This is a genomic window from Arthrobacter sp. GW460-12-1-14-TSB2 (assembly GCF_059423525.1).
The window spans coordinates 32192-47788 of the sequence record NZ_JBWKYC010000016.1 but is presented as its reverse complement, the minus strand read 5'-3'; the positions used below and the strand labels follow the sequence as shown (position 1 = coordinate 47788).

Below are 15597 nucleotides of genomic sequence, written 5' to 3'. Positions count from 1 at the left end.
AGCCACACCTTAACTTTTAGGTATCCGCCATCAAACAGAGGAAAACGTCATGAGCGCATTGCATCTGGTCCCCACACTGCCGCAGGCGGAACGATCCAGCGACGGTAGCCGGGTTCAAGCCACCGAGAGCCGGCGTGCCCTCCAGACGGTGGATGAGAACAGGGAAATCTGTGCCATTGCCCGAGGGACGGTGCAGGCCGCAATCGAGGTGCTGGCGGGAACGCGTCCTGTCCAGCAGCTCTCACGCAGGCTTGACCAACGATGCCTGGCATCACTGCAGCACCGTGCCGCACTGACCCGACGGCTTGCTGCCGGTCCGTCTCCGACAGCAGGGCGACTGCACCGCAATCCGGCCGTCCGGTCGGTCCGCGCCTGCCAAGTCGCCGCTGGGATCTACGAGGCAAGTGCCGTCGTGGTGGATGAACTACGGGTCCGTGCAGTGGCAGTGAGGCTTGAGCGCAGCAATCAGGTGTGGCGGATCACCGCGCTGGAGATCGGCTGACTGTTCTTCGTGAAGGCGCCGCCGCACAAGCCACCCCTCCACACCTGCGCGAAGACGAATGAGGACCGGAACAGTTGTTCCGGTCCTCATCCGTATTCAAGGTACGGCTGCTTCGGCAGCCGTCTTTTCCTAGCGCTTCTTCTTTTTCGGAGCGGGCTTCCGGGTGCCGTCCTGGGCAGCGGCCTTGGCCGGATTTCCCGAACGCCCGGAGGTCCTTCCCTCGACACGCGTCTGGCTGGCGCCGTCTTCTCCCGGTGCGGTGTACTGCAACTGCGCGGGCTTCTCCGGAGCCTCCAGGCCGGCCGCACGGATCTGCGGCTCATGGTGCTCCGTGTGTTCCCCGGCGCCGTCGGCTACCACCACGTCTTCCGCGGGAGTCACCTCGACCTCAAGGTTGAACAGGAATCCGACGCTTTCCTCACGGATGGCCTCCATCATGGCCTGGAACATGATGAAACCCTCGCGCTGGTACTCCACCAGGGGATCTCGCTGGGCCATCGCCCTAAGGCCGATGCCTTCCTTCAGGTAGTCCATCTCGTAGAGATGCTCCTGCCACTTCCGGCCGATCACAGACAGGACCACCCGGCGTTCCAGTTCGCGCATGCTCTCGGATCCGATGACCTGTTCCCTGGCCTGGTAGACCAGTCGGGCGTCGGAAAGAATCTCTTCCTTCAGGAAGTCCACCGTGATGCGGGACTTGCCGCCGGCCTCGTCGATAACGTCGTGGGATGTAACGCTGACGGGGTAGAGCGTCTTCAGGTTCGTCCAGAGCTGGTTGAAGTCCCAGTCGTCGCCGGTGCCTTCGGTGGTTGCTGCGTCGATGAGGGCAGTGATGGTGTCCTCGATGAAGAACTGCACTTTCTCGTGCAGGTCGTCTCCCTCGAGGATGCGCCGGCGGTCGCCGTAGATTGCTTCACGCTGGCGGTTGAGGACGTCGTCGTACTTCAGCACGTTCTTGCGCTGTTCCGCGTTGCGGCCTTCAACCTGGCCCTGCGCAGATGCAATGGCACGGGACACCAGTTTCGACTCCAGTGCGACGTCGTCCGGCACCGAACTGTTCATGAGCCGTTCGGCCGCGCCCGAATTGAACAAACGCATTAGGTCATCTGTGAGGGACAGGTAGAACCGTGACTCACCGGGGTCGCCCTGACGTCCGGAACGGCCGCGGAGCTGGTTGTCGATGCGGCGCGACTCGTGGCGTTCGGTGCCCAGGACGTAGAGTCCACCGAGGTTCAGCACTTCTTCGTGCTCGTCCTTGACTGCTTGTTTGGCCGCTTCGAGCGCCGCAGGCCAGGCTGCTTCGTACTCTTCCGAGTTTTCTTCCGGATCCAGGCCTTTGGCGGCCAGTTCGGCGACGGCGGTGAATTCGGCGTTTCCGCCCAGCATGATGTCGGTACCGCGACCGGCCATGTTCGTGGCGACAGTCACGGCGCCCTTACGGCCGGCCTGCGCGACGATCGCGGCTTCACGGGCGTGGTTCTTCGCGTTCAGTACCTCGTGCCGGATGCCTTCCTTGGCCAGCAGCCTTGAGAGGTATTCGCTCTTCTCAACGCTGGTGGTTCCAACGAGGACGGGCTGGCCCTTTTCGTGGCGCTCAGCGATGTCCTTGACGACGGCGTCGAACTTGACCGCTTCGTTCTTGTAGACCAGGTCCGACTGATCGATGCGCTGCATGTCCCGGTTGGTGGGGATGGCCACCACTCCGAGCTTGTAGGTGCCCATGAATTCCGCGGCTTCGGTTTCGGCGGTGCCGGTCATGCCCGAAAGCTTGTCGTACATGCGGAAGTAGTTCTGCAGCGTGACGGTGGCCAGCGTCTGGTTCTCGGCCTTGATTTCGACGCCTTCCTTGGCCTCGATCGCCTGGTGCATTCCCTCGTTGTACCGGCGGCCGGCCAGGATGCGGCCGGTGTGTTCGTCAACGATCAGGACTTCGCCGTCGAGGATGACGTAGTCCTTGTCCCGCTTGAAGAGCTCCTTGGCCTTGATGGCGTTGTTCAGGAAGCCGATCAGCGGGGTGTTGGCTGACTCATAGAGATTGTGGATGCCGAGGTAGTCCTCGACCTTTTCGATTCCGGCTTCGAGCACACCCACGGTGCGCTTCTTTTCGTCGACCTCATAGTCGGTGTCGGCCTGGAGCCGGAGGACCACCTTGGCGAATTCGCTGTACCAGCGGTTCGTGTCGCCTTGGGCCGGACCGGAAATGATGAGCGGGGTACGGGCCTCGTCGATGAGGATGGAGTCCACTTCGTCAACGATCGCGAAGTGGTGGCCGCGCTGGACCAGTTCTGATTTGTCCCAGGCCATGTTGTCGCGCAGGTAGTCAAAACCGAACTCGTTGTTGGTGCCGTAGGTGATGTCCGCGGCGTATTGTTCGCGGCGTACGGCAGGGTCCTGGTTGGACAGGATGCAGCCGCTGCTCAGGCCAAGGAAGCGGTAGACGCGGCCCATGAGGTCGGACTGGTATTCGGCGAGGTAGTCGTTCACGGTGATGACGTGGACACCATTGCCGGCCAGGGCGTTGAGGTAGGCCGGAGCGGTGGCCACGAGAGTCTTTCCTTCGCCGGTCTTCATTTCGGCAATGTTGCCCAGATGCAGGGCTGCGCCGCCCATCAGCTGAACGTCGAAGTGCCGCATTCCCAAGGTTCGGGAGGAAGCTTCGCGGACGGCGGCGAAAGCCTCCGGCAGGAGATCGTCGAGCTTTTCGCCGTCCTGGTGGCGTTCCCGGAGCCGTCCGGTTTCTTCACGCAGTTCGGCGTCCGTGAAGGTCTTGAAAGAGCTCTCCAGGGCATTGATGGAATCGGCATAGTTCCTCAATTGCCTCAGGGTTTTTTTGTCACCCGTACGGAGAAGTTTTTCGATAAGTGATGCCACGTGAAGTTGCTCCCAGTCTCAAGCTGCCGAATTCTGGCGTGTTCAGTCTACGGGAGACACGCACGGCACGTTACGCCTGTTCCCTGAGAGCGGATAGTCCGGTTTCGTGGGCAGCGACGGCCTCAGCAAGGGAAGCGGCAAGGTCGCCGACCGGCGAGACAACCACGCCGTCAAGCCCCAGCCATTCGGCCATGAGGCGGAGCTCCATGGCAAGTTCAACGGCGGTGTCGGCTGGAGCACCCGGTTCGGCGTGCGCCGCCCTCGCGAGGAGCAGGCCGGCCGGCCTGTCGGCTTTGAGGTCCACACGAGCCACGATGCCGTCCCGAAGCAGGAACGGGAGGACGTAGTACCCGAAGCGTCGCTTGGCCTCCGGAGTGTAGATCTCGATCCTGAAGTGGAAGCCGAAGAGCTCCTCCAGCCGCCGACGCTCAAAGACAAGCGAGTCAAAAGGACTCAGAAGCGCCCGCCCGGTTGCCGCGCGGGGCAACCGGGCGTCAACATGCCGGTAAACCGGCCGGTCCCAGCCCCGGACCGATACCAGCTCAAGTCTGCCCCCGTCGACCAGGTGCTCCACCGCGATGGCGGCAGCCTTCATCGGCGTGCGGAAGTAGTCGGCGAAGCAGCGCACGGTGCCGATGCCATGGGCCCTTGCAGCGGCTTCAATGAGCCGGTCCATCGCTCCCGCGGGGTCGGCGTCCTGCGCGCCCCCGCCGTCCAACGCGGTGTACACCTTGGCGGACAGCGTGTAGCGGCGTTCGAACTGTTCGGTCCGGGAGGAGGCCGATACAAGTCCTTCCTCGAAAAGGTGCTCCAGGACACGCTTGACCGCGTTCCAGTTCCACCCCCAGTTGTCCGTCCGACGGTCTTCGACATGCCCGATCCGTGCCGTGAGTTCAGGGGCAGTCAGGGGCTTGCTATTGGCCAGAGCTGTGAGGACCTTTTCGGCTACGTCAGTGCGAAGTTCGGGATCCATGCCGGATGCGCCGACCCATTTCCGGTTCTGCCACAGCAGCAGGTCCGGAAAATGGTCCGGCCGGATGAAGCTCGCTTCGTGTGCCCAGTACTCCGTCATTCTGCGCGGATGCGTTGAGGCCATCCGGTGCAGAATGGCGCGGTCATAGTTTCCGAGCCGGGAAAAGAAAGGCAGGTAGTGGCTGCGGGCGAGAACGTTGACGGAGTCAATCTGGACAAGGTGGAGCCGGTCAAAGGTACGGCCCACCGCCCGTGCACTCACGGGTCCGGCGGGCCGTCCTTTGTCCAATCCCTGGGCTGCCAAAGCGATCCGCCGCGCCTGGATAAGGCTCAGCGATGCGCCCATGTCAGTCCTTCCGTTGGCTGGTCAACACCAGCTTAGGCGGACTCGCGGCTCAAGGGCGCGCAGGTTCATCCTCCGAGCGGTAGGCGAGGATCTTTTCCTCGACGGCTGCTTCGCCCGGTTCGCACGTCTGGTCCAGGCTGATGACGCCGTAGGTCCACCCGTCGCGCCGGTACACCACGGACGGCGCTTTGGTTTCCTTATCCACGAAGAGGTAGAAGTCGTGGCCCACGAGCTCCATGTTGTCGACGGCATCGTCGAGTGTGAGGGACGCCGCCGGGAACACCTTGCGGCGGATCAGGACCGGTGAATCTCCTGCAGGGATGTCATTGTCGACCTCGTAGGGCGACTTCTCAACGGGTGCAGCCTGGGGCTCCTGGTGGTTGATGGCCTCTACATACAGAGGCTCGGTGGTGCTTGCCGGCTCAAGGCTGGCAGTCGCCTCGCGGACGGCCTTGGGTGTGTGCCGCCCATGGTGGACCTTCTTGCGATCCTTGGCCCGGCGAAGGCGCTCAAGAAGCTTGTTGTAAGCGAGATCGAACGCGGCGAACTTGTCGGCGGCGCTTGCCTCTGCACGAATGACGGGGCCGCGGCCCAAGACGGTCAGCTCAACCGTGAGCAAGTCTGCGGTCTGGCGTGCCTTGGTCTCCTTGGAGACCTTCGCGTCCACCCGTTGGACCTTGTCTCCCAGCGATGCGATCTTTGAGATCTTCTCGTCGGCGTATTCGCGGAAGCGGTCTGAAACCGTCAAATTCCGTCCGCTGATCATGAACTCCATGGTGCCCTCCAAATGACTTCGGTGACACGACGGCGGCACTTCCCGGGGCCGATCTGACTGACAGTCGAGCCCCTTTCCGAGCCGCTATCGACAGGTACAACTGATCTTGGTACCCACAACCGACGTTAGTTCATCGCTACCCGTTATTCACCTTTTCTTCATTTATTTTTTTCAATGTCAGCCGCCAGTCCCTGCTGGAGCACCGGGAACGGCCGATGGGTCGGCGGCGTCGGGCGGGCGTGTCGCTGCCAGCACGACGGCACCCATCACCACGCCTCCCGCCCGGTGGACGGCACGCGCTGCTTCCGCCAGTGTGGCCCCGGTGGTGAGGACATCATCCACGATGATGCAGGGGCGTCCCCGGATGTCCGGCGCGAGCGGCGAGGATCTTGCCCGCATGGACCCCCGGACACGTTTGGCGCGGGCGCCCCGCCCCAGTCCCTTTTGGCCTCCGGCCATCGGGTGGGCTTGAACCAGCGCCCGGAGGCGTCCGGACAGGTCATTATTGGCAGCAGACGGCCCTTGCGTAAAGGCACGGCTCTTGCGGAGTGCGTCGGCGAGGTTCCCGGCGCCGAGGCTCCCGCTGCGGTCCAGATTCCGCAGCAGGAGGTGCACAGGGCTGAAGCCCCGCTTCCTGAACGCGCTGTTGGTGGTGGGAACGGGTATCAGGCAGTATCCCCGCAGTGTTCCGCCCGCCCCGTTGATGGCTCGACCGAGCGCCTTGGACAACACCGATCCGAGCTGCCCCTGGCCATGTTTCTTGAACGACAGCACAGCCTGTGCAAGTTCCTCGCGATAAATACCGGCGGCCACGACGGGGAGGATCACCGAACCGTTCACGTCCATGAGGGCAGGAGCCTGCCCCTCAGCCCGGAATGGGGTCCTGGTGAGGATACGCACCGCCCGCTCGCAGGGTCCGCACAGCGCGAAGTCTTCCGTCCCGCAACAGACGCATTCAACAGGGGCCGCCAGCGCCAGTAGCTCGCGGCCAGCGTTCGCTGCACCGTCCGCAGCCCGCGGCCACCACTGTGAGTAGCCGCTGCGGTGCTTTGCCGCGGTGGGCGCCGGCGGTTCAAGATCGGGGTCCACGTTTCTCTCCACATGCAAAGGCTCCATGGCGGGCGGCTCCACCGGAAGTCTCCTGTCCGCCTATGTGGAATCGGCGCATATGTGGACAAGGCCCCGCCGGTCTTAGCCGGGGAATGACGGGTCCACCGGCCCCTTCAGCTGGGGCGACCAGCCGTTTCCAAGGCGCTGGAATATGCCGTCGGCGGACTGCCCGAAGATTTCCTCCGGGCCGTTGCCGGCGCTGATGGCCGTAAGCCCGGGCCAGGGTGCCAGCTGCTGGGGCTGTGACGCCGCCAGGGACAGCAATTCGGGCGTTACGTTGTCAGTTGCCGATGCTTTCATGACCGCGACTGTGGTGTCGCTGACCCACACGCCACGGTCCGGATCGCGGTCGGTCAGGAGGGTGGTCGGGGCCGTGAGGTCGCGGGGGGTGCCGTCTGCACTGCGGACGATTCCCGTCACCTGCACCCGGGTTCTTCCGTTTTGTTCAGAAATCACCAGTGCCCGAACGCCTTCACGCGATATGCGGAATTCTTTGACGGTGCGTCCGGCCAGCCAGGCAGGGGCCAGCGTGACGGTGGGAATGCTGGCCCCTTCCGGAATTCCGGTGGGCCGGAAGGCGAGTACTTCCGTTGCCCCATTGGCGCCGGGACCGGCCGTCCAGACCCAATCCTGCTGGCCGAACGACGGGCGGGTCAGGGTGGTGCGGGTGGTCAGGGCCCGCGCAGGCTGCCCCGGCAAGATGGAATACAACGTGGTCCGGCTGCCGTTGAGGAACGCCGCCGACTGCGATACCGGCGATTCGGCAGGGGAAACCGGGCCGAGGGCCCCCACCGACTGGATATCCGGGAGCGGCGAGATCCGGTTGTTCTCATATCGGACCAGTTGGCCGTCGCTCACGGCGATCTGGCGGGCCGGCACGTTCTTGTCCCGGACAGGAGGCAGCACTGACCCGTTGTCCTCGACCCGGACAAGGTCCTGGTTCGCGCGCAGTTCGACGTTGACGACATCCGGCTGGCCGCGGAAGGAGAGAGCCAGCTGTGTCTGCATCCGCAATCTGTCCTCGTTGGAAGCCTCCACGAGTTCCTTGGCTGACAGGTCAACCTGCGCTGCGCCGGAGACGACCGGGACGGATTCCCGCGTCAGTTTCATCCCGGACGGGAAGGCACTGACCACGGCTCCCTTGAGATAGGGAGCCGGACCGCTCAGCAAGGCGCTGGTCATCGCCTTGACCGTTTTCTTCTTGTTGAACCATCGGACGTCGGGCACGGCGTGAGTGAAGCTGGGATCGTAGAAATAGATGGGGTAGGCGCCGTATATCACTTTAAATGTCTGCTCCGGGATGGCGATCCCGTCCGGGATGGCGGAGATGCGCCACTGGCCGTCCACCTGAGTCAGCGTGACCGGAATCTTCTCCTTGGTGCCCTCGGGAAATTGTGTGGCAATCCCGTCCGCATCAACCGAGTAGGCAACGTCCATTTCGTAGTTGTAGACGTTTTCCACCCCGGTGCGGACCACTCTGGTTGAGCGGAAGACCAGGGTGCGCTGGTCCGGTTTCCACGCAACGGAGGCTGCCTGAGTGAGGTATTCCCTCGCCACGGCGTAGTCGTCCTCGTAGCCGCTGCCAGCGAGGTAGAAGTCTTCAATGACGGATTCAGGTCCGGCGCCTTCGCGCGGCGCAACCGGGAAAAAGACGGGCGCGTTGTTTGGCTTGCCCGCGCTCTCGTCGGTGCTTTTCCCCACGGGACCCGAGCGCGGAATCTGGGCGCAGGAGGTTAGCAGCAGGAGCAATACAGTCATTAGGGCCGCGGCCACCGTGCCAAACCGCCGTGGGATACGGGTCATTTTGCTTCTTCCCCGCCCTCGCCATGCTTTAACCCCGGAGCAGCTGCCGACGGCACGGCCGGCTGAGGCGCTGCCTGCCCTGTGGGCCCGGCAGGACCGGCGTCGGCTCCTGCTCCCTCCGGGAAAGCAACGGTTCCAAACAGCAGCATGGTGCCCTGCCCCGATCCGCCCGGCAATTCGACGTCGGCCGGTTCCAGTTGGAGCGGCGATTTGGTGATGGCTTCGCCCTGCCGAAGCGGCAGCGTCAGCCGGAAGTTCGCTCCCGTCCCCTTGCTGCCCCAGGCCTGGAGCCACCCGTTGTGGAGTTTCGTGTCCTCCGCGGCGATGGACAGGCCCAGCCCGCTGCCGCCCGTGGTGCGCGCCCGGGCGGGGTCCGCACGCCAGAAACGGTCAAACACCCTGGCGGCTTCCGACTGTGTCATGCCGATACCGTGGTCGCGGACGGCTACCGCCACGGCGGTGTCGTTAGCAGCGACGGAAATACTGACCGGCTTGCCTTCGCTGTGCTCCAGCGCATTCAGCACCAGGTTGCGGAGAATCCGCTCGATGCGTCGGTCATCCATCTCCACCACGATGCTCTCTTCCCGCGAATTGATGGTGACCTCCGAACCGTACTCAGCCGCGACCGGCCCCGCGTCTTCCACGACGTTGGCCACGAGCTGAAGGATATCGGTGGGCTCGGCGTCGAGTACTGCCACGCCCGCATCGAAGCGTGAAATCTCAAGCAGGTCAGCAAGGAGGGACTGGAAGCGTTCCACCTGGTTGTAGAGCAGTTCCGCCGAGCGCTTGTTGATGGGGTCGAAATCGTGCCGCGCGTCGTACAGAACCTCTGCTGCCATCCGCACAGTGGTGAGCGGCGTGCGAAGCTCGTGGGACACATCCGAGACGAAGCGCTGCTGCATCTGCGACAAGGTGGCCAGCTGCGTGATCTGTTCCTGCAGGCTGGCGGCCATGTGATTGAACGATGCGCCCAACCGCGCCACCTCGTCCTCGCCTTTGACCACCATTCGTTCCTGGAGCTGCCCGGCCGCCAGCTTTTCCGACACCACTGCGGCGTGGCTGACCGGGCTGACCACGTTGCGCGTCACGTACCAGGCAATGGCACCGATGATAAGAACGAGGACCGCGCCGCCGGCCAGGAGGACGTTCTGTATTTCGTCGAGGGTCTTTTGCGCAGTGTTGAGGTCGTAAATAAGGTACAGCTCGTACACGGTGCCGTTGAACGTGACCTTGTTGCCCACGGCGATGCCCGGCCGGTCTTCCGTTCCCACAGGGAACTCCGTGGATGCCCAGAACTGGTCCTTTCCGGACTCCTGAACGGCCTTCCGCAGCTCCGGCGGAATCACGCTGATGGTCAGCTGGTCCGAGGCCCGCGATTCCACCCAGCGGTTGCGGGGCTTGGTCTGCTCGGGCATCGCCTCAAACACGTACCGCCGCTGGATCACGTTTCCGCGCCCCTCCACGGCATTCAAAGTGTCGTAGACAAGCGTAATGACGCTCGACTGGTCGGTGACCTGGGCGCCGTCGAACGTGTCCTGGACCTGTTTGACGTTATAGAGCGTCTCCGACTCAGCCTGCGTCAACCGCTCCTGGAACAGGTTGTTGGCGATCTGGTTCGACAGGTAGGCGCCAACAACTGCGAAGGAACCGATCGACAGCAGAAGCGTGGTGAGGACCGTCCGGAACTGCAAGGACCGGCGCCAGCGCCTGTGGAGCGCCCGCAGCAGGAATCGGACACCGGGCAGGAGCCTGATCAGCCCGGTCCGGACGAGCCGCGAGACCCGCAATCCCACGATCCGGGCGCGACGGACCCAGATCCGGGCGCGGAACGGCAACCCGGAGAGCACACCCGCGATGGCGTCGGTATGTTCCGGAGCGCTGTGGACGTGGGTGTGTTCCGTTTTTTGCGGGCGGGCTACCTCCGGCTCATGGCCGGCTTCGCCGCTGGGCGGTTCAGGAACCTGCTTTGTAGCCGACACCACGGACCGTCAAAACTACTTCGGGGGCTTCGGGGTCTCGCTCGATCTTTGACCTCAGCCGCTGGACGTGGACGTTCACTAGGCGGGTGTCTGCCGCGTGCCGGTATCCCCAGACCTGCTCCAGCAGCAGTTCGCGGGTGAAAACCTGCCAGGGTTTACGGGCAAGGGCAACGAGCAGGTCGAACTCGAGGGGCGTGAGCGAGATGCGTTCGTCGTTCCGGCTCACCAGGTGGCCGGCCACATCAATGGTGATGTCTGCGATGCGCAGCGTTTCGGGTGCCTTCTGGTCGCCGGGGCGGAGCCGGGCCCTGACACGGGCCACCAATTCCGCCGGCTTGAACGGTTTGGGAACGTAGTCGTCCGCACCCGACTCCAGGCCGCGGACCACGTCCGAGGTATCCGACTTCGCGGTCAGCATGACAATAGGTGAATCCGACTCGGCGCGGATCTGCCGGCACACTTCGATCCCGTCCATGCCCGGAAGCATCAGGTCGAGCAGCACGAGATCAGGCTTCGAGGAACGGAAGACTTCCAGCGCCTGCCCGCCGTCCGCGCAAAAGACGGGTTCAAAGCCGTCATTGCGCAGGACAATCCCGATCATCTCGGCCAGCGCTTCGTCATCGTCCACTACCAGAATGCGTGCCTTCATAGTTATATATTCGCCTATTGAATGGGCTTTGTCCCGTTGAGGGCCGACACGGCATGGCGCGGGCAACCGCCGTACGGGGCGCGCTTCGGACGGCGGACCGCCGCCACAGCGGGAAGAATCAGCCGGAAGCTATGAGGCATGCAGGCAAAACTATAGGCTGGGAGCGGGCCGGACGGTGCAGGACGCCGCCGGTCCGGAGCGCCGGGCGGAAGTTGTGGCCGGGCGGCTCGCGGACAGCGTCTTTTGGGGAGGAACAGGTTGTCAGAGCAGGATCCGAACGCGCGGCCCCGGGAGGGCCAGCAGCAGCCGGTGCAGCCACTCCCCTGGGATGCCCCCGCGCAGTGGAACGCACCGCCGCCCGCGTACGGCGGCCAGCCGCAGTGGGGCTCCCCCCATCCCGGGACGCAGCCGGCTCCGCCGCCGGGGTACGGTCAGCAGGCGTACGGTCAGCCCGGATACGTTCAGCCTGGATACGTCGCCCCGCCGAAGCCAGGCATCGTGCCCCTGCGGCCCCTGATGTTCGGCGAGATCCTGGATGGATCGTTTCAGACCATCAGGCGGAACGCCGGGGCGATGCTGGGCGCGGCGCTTCTTGCACAAACCCTGGCAACCGTTGTCAGCGCGGTCGTTACCGCAGAGACCCAATCGCGGGGACAGTCGATCGCGATGTGGGTATCCGGCATGGCTCCGCCCGAGATGCTCGGACTCGGCTTCGGCCTCCTCATCGGCGCCGCCCTGCTGGGACTCTTGTCCTTCTTTATCTCCATTGTGCTGCAGGGTGTGATGGCGGTACCCGTGGCCCGGTCGGTCCTGAACTGGCGCACAGGATTCAAGGAGATGTGGAAGCTGTCGCGGTCCAGGATCGGATCGTTGCTGGCGTATGGCGGGCTGCAGATCCTCGCCGGCATCACCCTGGGCGTCGTTCTGGTCGGCGCAGTCGTACTCCTGATTGATGGCATGCGCGGAGCCTCTGCGCTGATCCTCGTCCCGCTGTTCCTCGGTTCCATGCTGATCGTCCTGTGGCTCTCCATCCGGCTCCTCCTGGCGCCGACGGCGATCGTCGTCGAGGAGTTGGACGTTCTTGACGGCCTGCGGAGGTCCTGGCAGCTCACCCGACACAACTGGTGGCGCATCTTCGGCATCGTTTTGGTCATTTCCCTCCTGATCGGCATCATCAGCCAGATTGTGCTGGTCCCCCTCGGGATTGCTTCCGGCGGGCTCTCCTCCGTCATCGCGCCGCACGGCGACGACGACGGCCAGCGCGCCCTCGACGCGGGTCTCGGGGTCGCTGCGATCATCGTCACCGCGGTGGTCGGGGCGGTCGGCTACGCTTTCCAGACCTCTGTGATGGGCCTTCTTTATTTTGACCTCCGGATGCGCAAGGAGGGCCTGGACCTCGCCCTCCAGCGGCAGCTCGAAGCGGGCAACGACGCCGACGGCGTTCCCGGGCGCGGTGTGGCCCCCGAAGCAAACTCTGCGGGGCGTCCTCCCTCCGGCATCTGGCCCCAGCCGCCGTACGGACCGTCCCCTTACGCACAGCCGCCGTACGGACCGTCCCCTTATAACCCGCCGCAGAGCTACGGACCCCCGCCCGGATACAACCCGCCGCAGAGCTACGGCCAGCACCCAACCAATCCGCCGCCGGGCGCCGGATGACGGGGCCAGGCATTTACGAGGCTGTGCCCGCGCCTCCCGTGGAACCTGGCGCTGATGAGGCCCGCAGGTGGGCCGTCGAGGAGCTCTCCAAACCCGTCTACCAGGACGCGCAGCCCGACTGGCTCACCGATCTGTGGCGGCAGTTCACCGATTGGCTGCGATCCCTCGGCAGCGGCGACCCTGCCATTGACAGCGGAGTTGCGGTACCGGCCATCGGAGTGACAATCCTGGTTCTCATCGCCGTCGCTGTCCTTCTCGCGCGCCCCCGATTGAACGCCCGGCGCCAGCGCCCCGCCGGGGACGACGTCGATGCCGATCCTTCCGTCAGCCCGGCCGAGTACCGCCGGCGCGCGGCCGCGGCCGCAGCGCGCTCCGAGTGGCGCACCGCCATCGTCGAACAGTTCCGCGCCATGGTCCGGTCTGCCGAGGACCGCACGGTCATCGATCCCCTGCCCGGCCGGACGGCGGACGAGGTGGCCGGCCAGCTGGCCGGGGCGTTCGGCAGCCATGCCGCCGAACTCCGGCACGCGGCCGGCATCTTCGACGCTGTCCGGTACGGCGGTGCCGACGCCACCGGCAGCGACCACGCCGTCATAGTTGCGCTGGATCAGCTCCTGGATGCAGCAAAGCCCGACTTCGGCCAGCCGGCCGCGGACCGCCTGGCGCTGCCGCGATGACGCCCGTCCTCGAATCGGCGAACCGGCCGGTACGCGATGGAGGCGCGGCCGACGGTGATCGCCCGGTCCACACCTTCGCCGCATGGATCCGCCGTCACCGGACGTGGACGCTGCTCATCCTGGTCTTTTCGGTTGGAGTGGGGCTGTCGATCATGGCGCAGCTCTCCCCCCACGGCGACAGCTTCCCCCTGTCCACGCGCAACGCAGCTCCTGACGGTGCGCGGGCGGCGGCCGAGATATTGCGGAGCCGGGGTGTGGACGTTCGCCAGACCGATAACTTCGGATCAACGATGTCGGCGCTGGAGGATGCCGCCGGGGCCGGCGCCTTCGAAGACAGCACCGGCACCACCTTGTTCCTCTACGATCGAAACGGCTACCTGGACCCCGTGCAGCTGCAGGCGTTGCGGGAGGCCACGGACAGGCTGGTGGTGGTCACGCCCCGCCTCAGCACGCTCAGCGCCCTCGACGGCGAAATCCGCCCCGCCGGAGTGGTGCCGTCCGGAGTGGCAACCTTGGAACCCGGCTGCAGGCTCCACGATCCCGCGGCCGCCGGGGCCGTCACAGCGGAGTCCGCGTACCTCTACAAGGCCGACCGCGCCTGCTATGAGCCTGCAGAGGGCCTGGGCGGACTGTATGCCGCCAGTGACGACGGCAGTCTGGTGGTGCTGGGCAGCACGCAATTACTCAGTAACCGCCTGCTCGATGAACACGGCAATGCGGCATTGACGCTGAGGACGCTGGGGGCCTCGGACAACCTGGTCTGGTACCTTCCCGGGCTTGCGGACGTGGCCGAGGAGGACACACCCAAGACCCTGGACCAACTTGCCGCGCCGTGGGTCGCCTTCATCGGCCCCTGGCTGGCGCTGGTGGCCGTGCTGGCAATGGCCTGGCGGGGCCGGCGGCTGGGACCGCTGGTCTTCGAGCCGTTGCCGGTGGTGGTCAAGGCCGTTGAGACTGCTGAGGGCCGCGCCCGGCTGTACCACGACGCCCACGCCGTGGACAGGGCTGCTGACAGCCTTAGGGCCGGTACGCTGGTCCGCCTCGCCCGGGTCCTCCGGCTGGGACCGGATGCCGAGTCAACGGCAATTGTCGACGCCGCCGCACGGCACCTTGGGCGAACCCGCGAGGAGACAGCCCGCGTGCTGGAAGGCCGCCCGCGCACGGAGAGCGAGCTGGTCCACTGGGCCCAGCAGCTGGAATCACTAGAGAAAGAGGTAACCGCCCAATGAGTGAGCAGACCAACGGATTCACACAGGGCGGCCCCGGCGGTCCGGCCTTGGCAACGGTGGAGGCAGCGCCCGGCAGCGATCCCGTCCGCCAGGCCCTCCTCAACGTGCGGCACGAAGTGGCCAAGGCGGTCGTCGGCCAGGACGCCACCGTCACCGGGATGCTGATCGCATTGCTGTGCCGCGGTCATGTCCTGCTGGAGGGCGTTCCGGGTGTGGCCAAGACCCTGCTTGTCCGGACGCTTTCCGCCGCCCTGAGCCTGGACACCAAACGCGTACAGTTCACACCCGACCTCATGCCCGGCGACATCACCGGCTCGCTGGTCTTTGACTCCCGGACCTCGGAGTTCAGCTTCCGCGAGGGCCCTGTGTTCACCAACATCCTTCTCGCCGATGAGATCAACAGGACACCGCCGAAAACGCAGGCGTCCCTGCTGGAGGCCATGGAGGAACGCCAGGTTTCGGCAGACGGCGTCTCCCGGCTGCTTCCCGTTCCGTTCATCGTGGCAGCCACGCAGAACCCGGTGGAGTACGAGGGCACCTATCCCCTCCCTGAAGCCCAGCTGGACCGCTTCCTGCTGAAACTTGCCATGCCGTTGCCGGGGCGCGCTGATGAAATCGAGGTCATCCGCAGGCACGCGGCCGGCTTCGACTCCAGGAACCTGGCCGCCGCCGGCGTGCGCGCGGTCGCGGGTGCGGCCGAGCTGGAGGAGGCCCGACAGGCAGTGGCTGCCGTGGTGGTGGCGCCCGAAGTTGCCGCCTACATCGTTGACATCGCCAGGGCCACCCGTGCTGCCCCTTCCTTCCAGCTCGGAGTGTCGCCGCGCGGCGCCACCGCCCTGCTGAGTGCCGCCCGTGCATGGGCCTGGCTGTCCGGGCGGCAGTTCGTGACACCGGACGATGTGAAGGCGCTGGCCCTCCCCTGCCTGCGGCACCGTGTTGCCCTGCAGCCGGAAGCGCAGATGGACGGCGTGCATGTTGACGGGGTCCTCGCCAGCATCCTGGCAACTGTGCCCGTGCCCCGCTGACGC

At 65.2% G+C, this 15597-nt stretch carries 12 protein-coding genes; 5 read left to right on the top strand and 7 right to left on the bottom strand.

The window, feature by feature from the left end:
- Positions 1–49: 49 nt before the first annotated feature.
- Complete coding sequence (locus AC07YR_RS17470; protein WP_436058056.1) at positions 50–502, top strand: Rv3235 family protein; 453 nt, start codon at positions 50–52, stop codon at positions 500–502.
- Positions 503–631: 129 nt separating this feature from the next.
- Here the strand turns inward: AC07YR_RS17470 and secA are convergent, their stop codons facing one another.
- The 7 genes from secA to mtrA form a co-directional block, all read right to left on the bottom strand.
- On the bottom strand, positions 632–3373 hold the full coding sequence (secA, locus tag AC07YR_RS17465) for a preprotein translocase subunit SecA (RefSeq protein WP_436058057.1): 2742 nt from the start codon (positions 3371–3373) through the stop codon (positions 632–634).
- A 70-nt stretch (positions 3374–3443) separates the two neighbouring features.
- A complete protein-coding gene (locus AC07YR_RS17460) occupies positions 3444–4691 on the bottom strand; it encodes a winged helix-turn-helix domain-containing protein (protein WP_494734678.1) in 1248 nt (415 codons plus the stop codon).
- Between the two features lie 49 nt (positions 4692–4740).
- Complete coding sequence (gene hpf / locus AC07YR_RS17455) at positions 4741–5466, bottom strand: ribosome hibernation-promoting factor, HPF/YfiA family (protein ID WP_028270189.1); 726 nt, start codon at positions 5464–5466, stop codon at positions 4741–4743.
- Positions 5467–5643: 177 nt separating this feature from the next.
- On the bottom strand, positions 5644–6555 hold the full coding sequence (locus tag AC07YR_RS17450; protein ID WP_494734677.1) for a ComF family protein: 912 nt from the start codon (positions 6553–6555) through the stop codon (positions 5644–5646).
- A 102-nt stretch (positions 6556–6657) separates the two neighbouring features.
- A complete protein-coding gene (locus AC07YR_RS17445; protein WP_494734676.1) occupies positions 6658–8379 on the bottom strand; it encodes an LpqB family beta-propeller domain-containing protein in 1722 nt (573 codons plus the stop codon).
- Entirely contained in the window at positions 8376–10361 is a 1986-nt protein-coding gene (gene mtrB, locus AC07YR_RS17440; protein ID WP_436058061.1) for an MtrAB system histidine kinase MtrB, read from the bottom strand. The genes AC07YR_RS17445 and mtrB overlap by 4 nt, the downstream gene beginning before the upstream one ends.
- Positions 10333–11007 (bottom strand): MtrAB system response regulator MtrA, encoded by a 675-nt coding sequence (mtrA, locus tag AC07YR_RS17435; protein WP_011692552.1) that lies wholly within the window; start codon positions 11005–11007, stop codon positions 10333–10335. Before mtrA ends, mtrB begins: the two co-directional genes overlap by 29 nt.
- 258 nt (positions 11008–11265) lie before the next feature.
- Between mtrA and AC07YR_RS17430 the strand changes: the two genes are divergently transcribed.
- From AC07YR_RS17430 to AC07YR_RS17415, 4 genes are read left to right on the top strand one after another with little or no spacing between them, the layout of a single operon-like run.
- Positions 11266–12663 (top strand): DUF7847 domain-containing protein, encoded by a 1398-nt coding sequence (locus AC07YR_RS17430; RefSeq protein WP_436058062.1) that lies wholly within the window; start codon positions 11266–11268, stop codon positions 12661–12663.
- Positions 12664–12686: 23 nt separating this feature from the next.
- Entirely contained in the window at positions 12687–13340 is a 654-nt protein-coding gene (locus tag AC07YR_RS17425) for a DUF4129 domain-containing protein (RefSeq protein WP_436058063.1), read from the top strand.
- Complete coding sequence (locus AC07YR_RS17420; RefSeq protein ID WP_436058064.1) at positions 13337–14569, top strand: DUF4350 domain-containing protein; 1233 nt, start codon at positions 13337–13339, stop codon at positions 14567–14569. The genes AC07YR_RS17425 and AC07YR_RS17420 overlap by 4 nt, the downstream gene beginning before the upstream one ends.
- Positions 14566–15594 carry an AAA family ATPase gene (locus AC07YR_RS17415; RefSeq protein ID WP_436058065.1) on the top strand — a complete coding sequence of 343 codons (1029 nt, stop codon included), beginning with the start codon at positions 14566–14568 and terminating at the stop codon, positions 15592–15594. Before AC07YR_RS17420 ends, AC07YR_RS17415 begins: the two co-directional genes overlap by 4 nt.
- Positions 15595–15597: the final 3 nt, after the last annotated feature.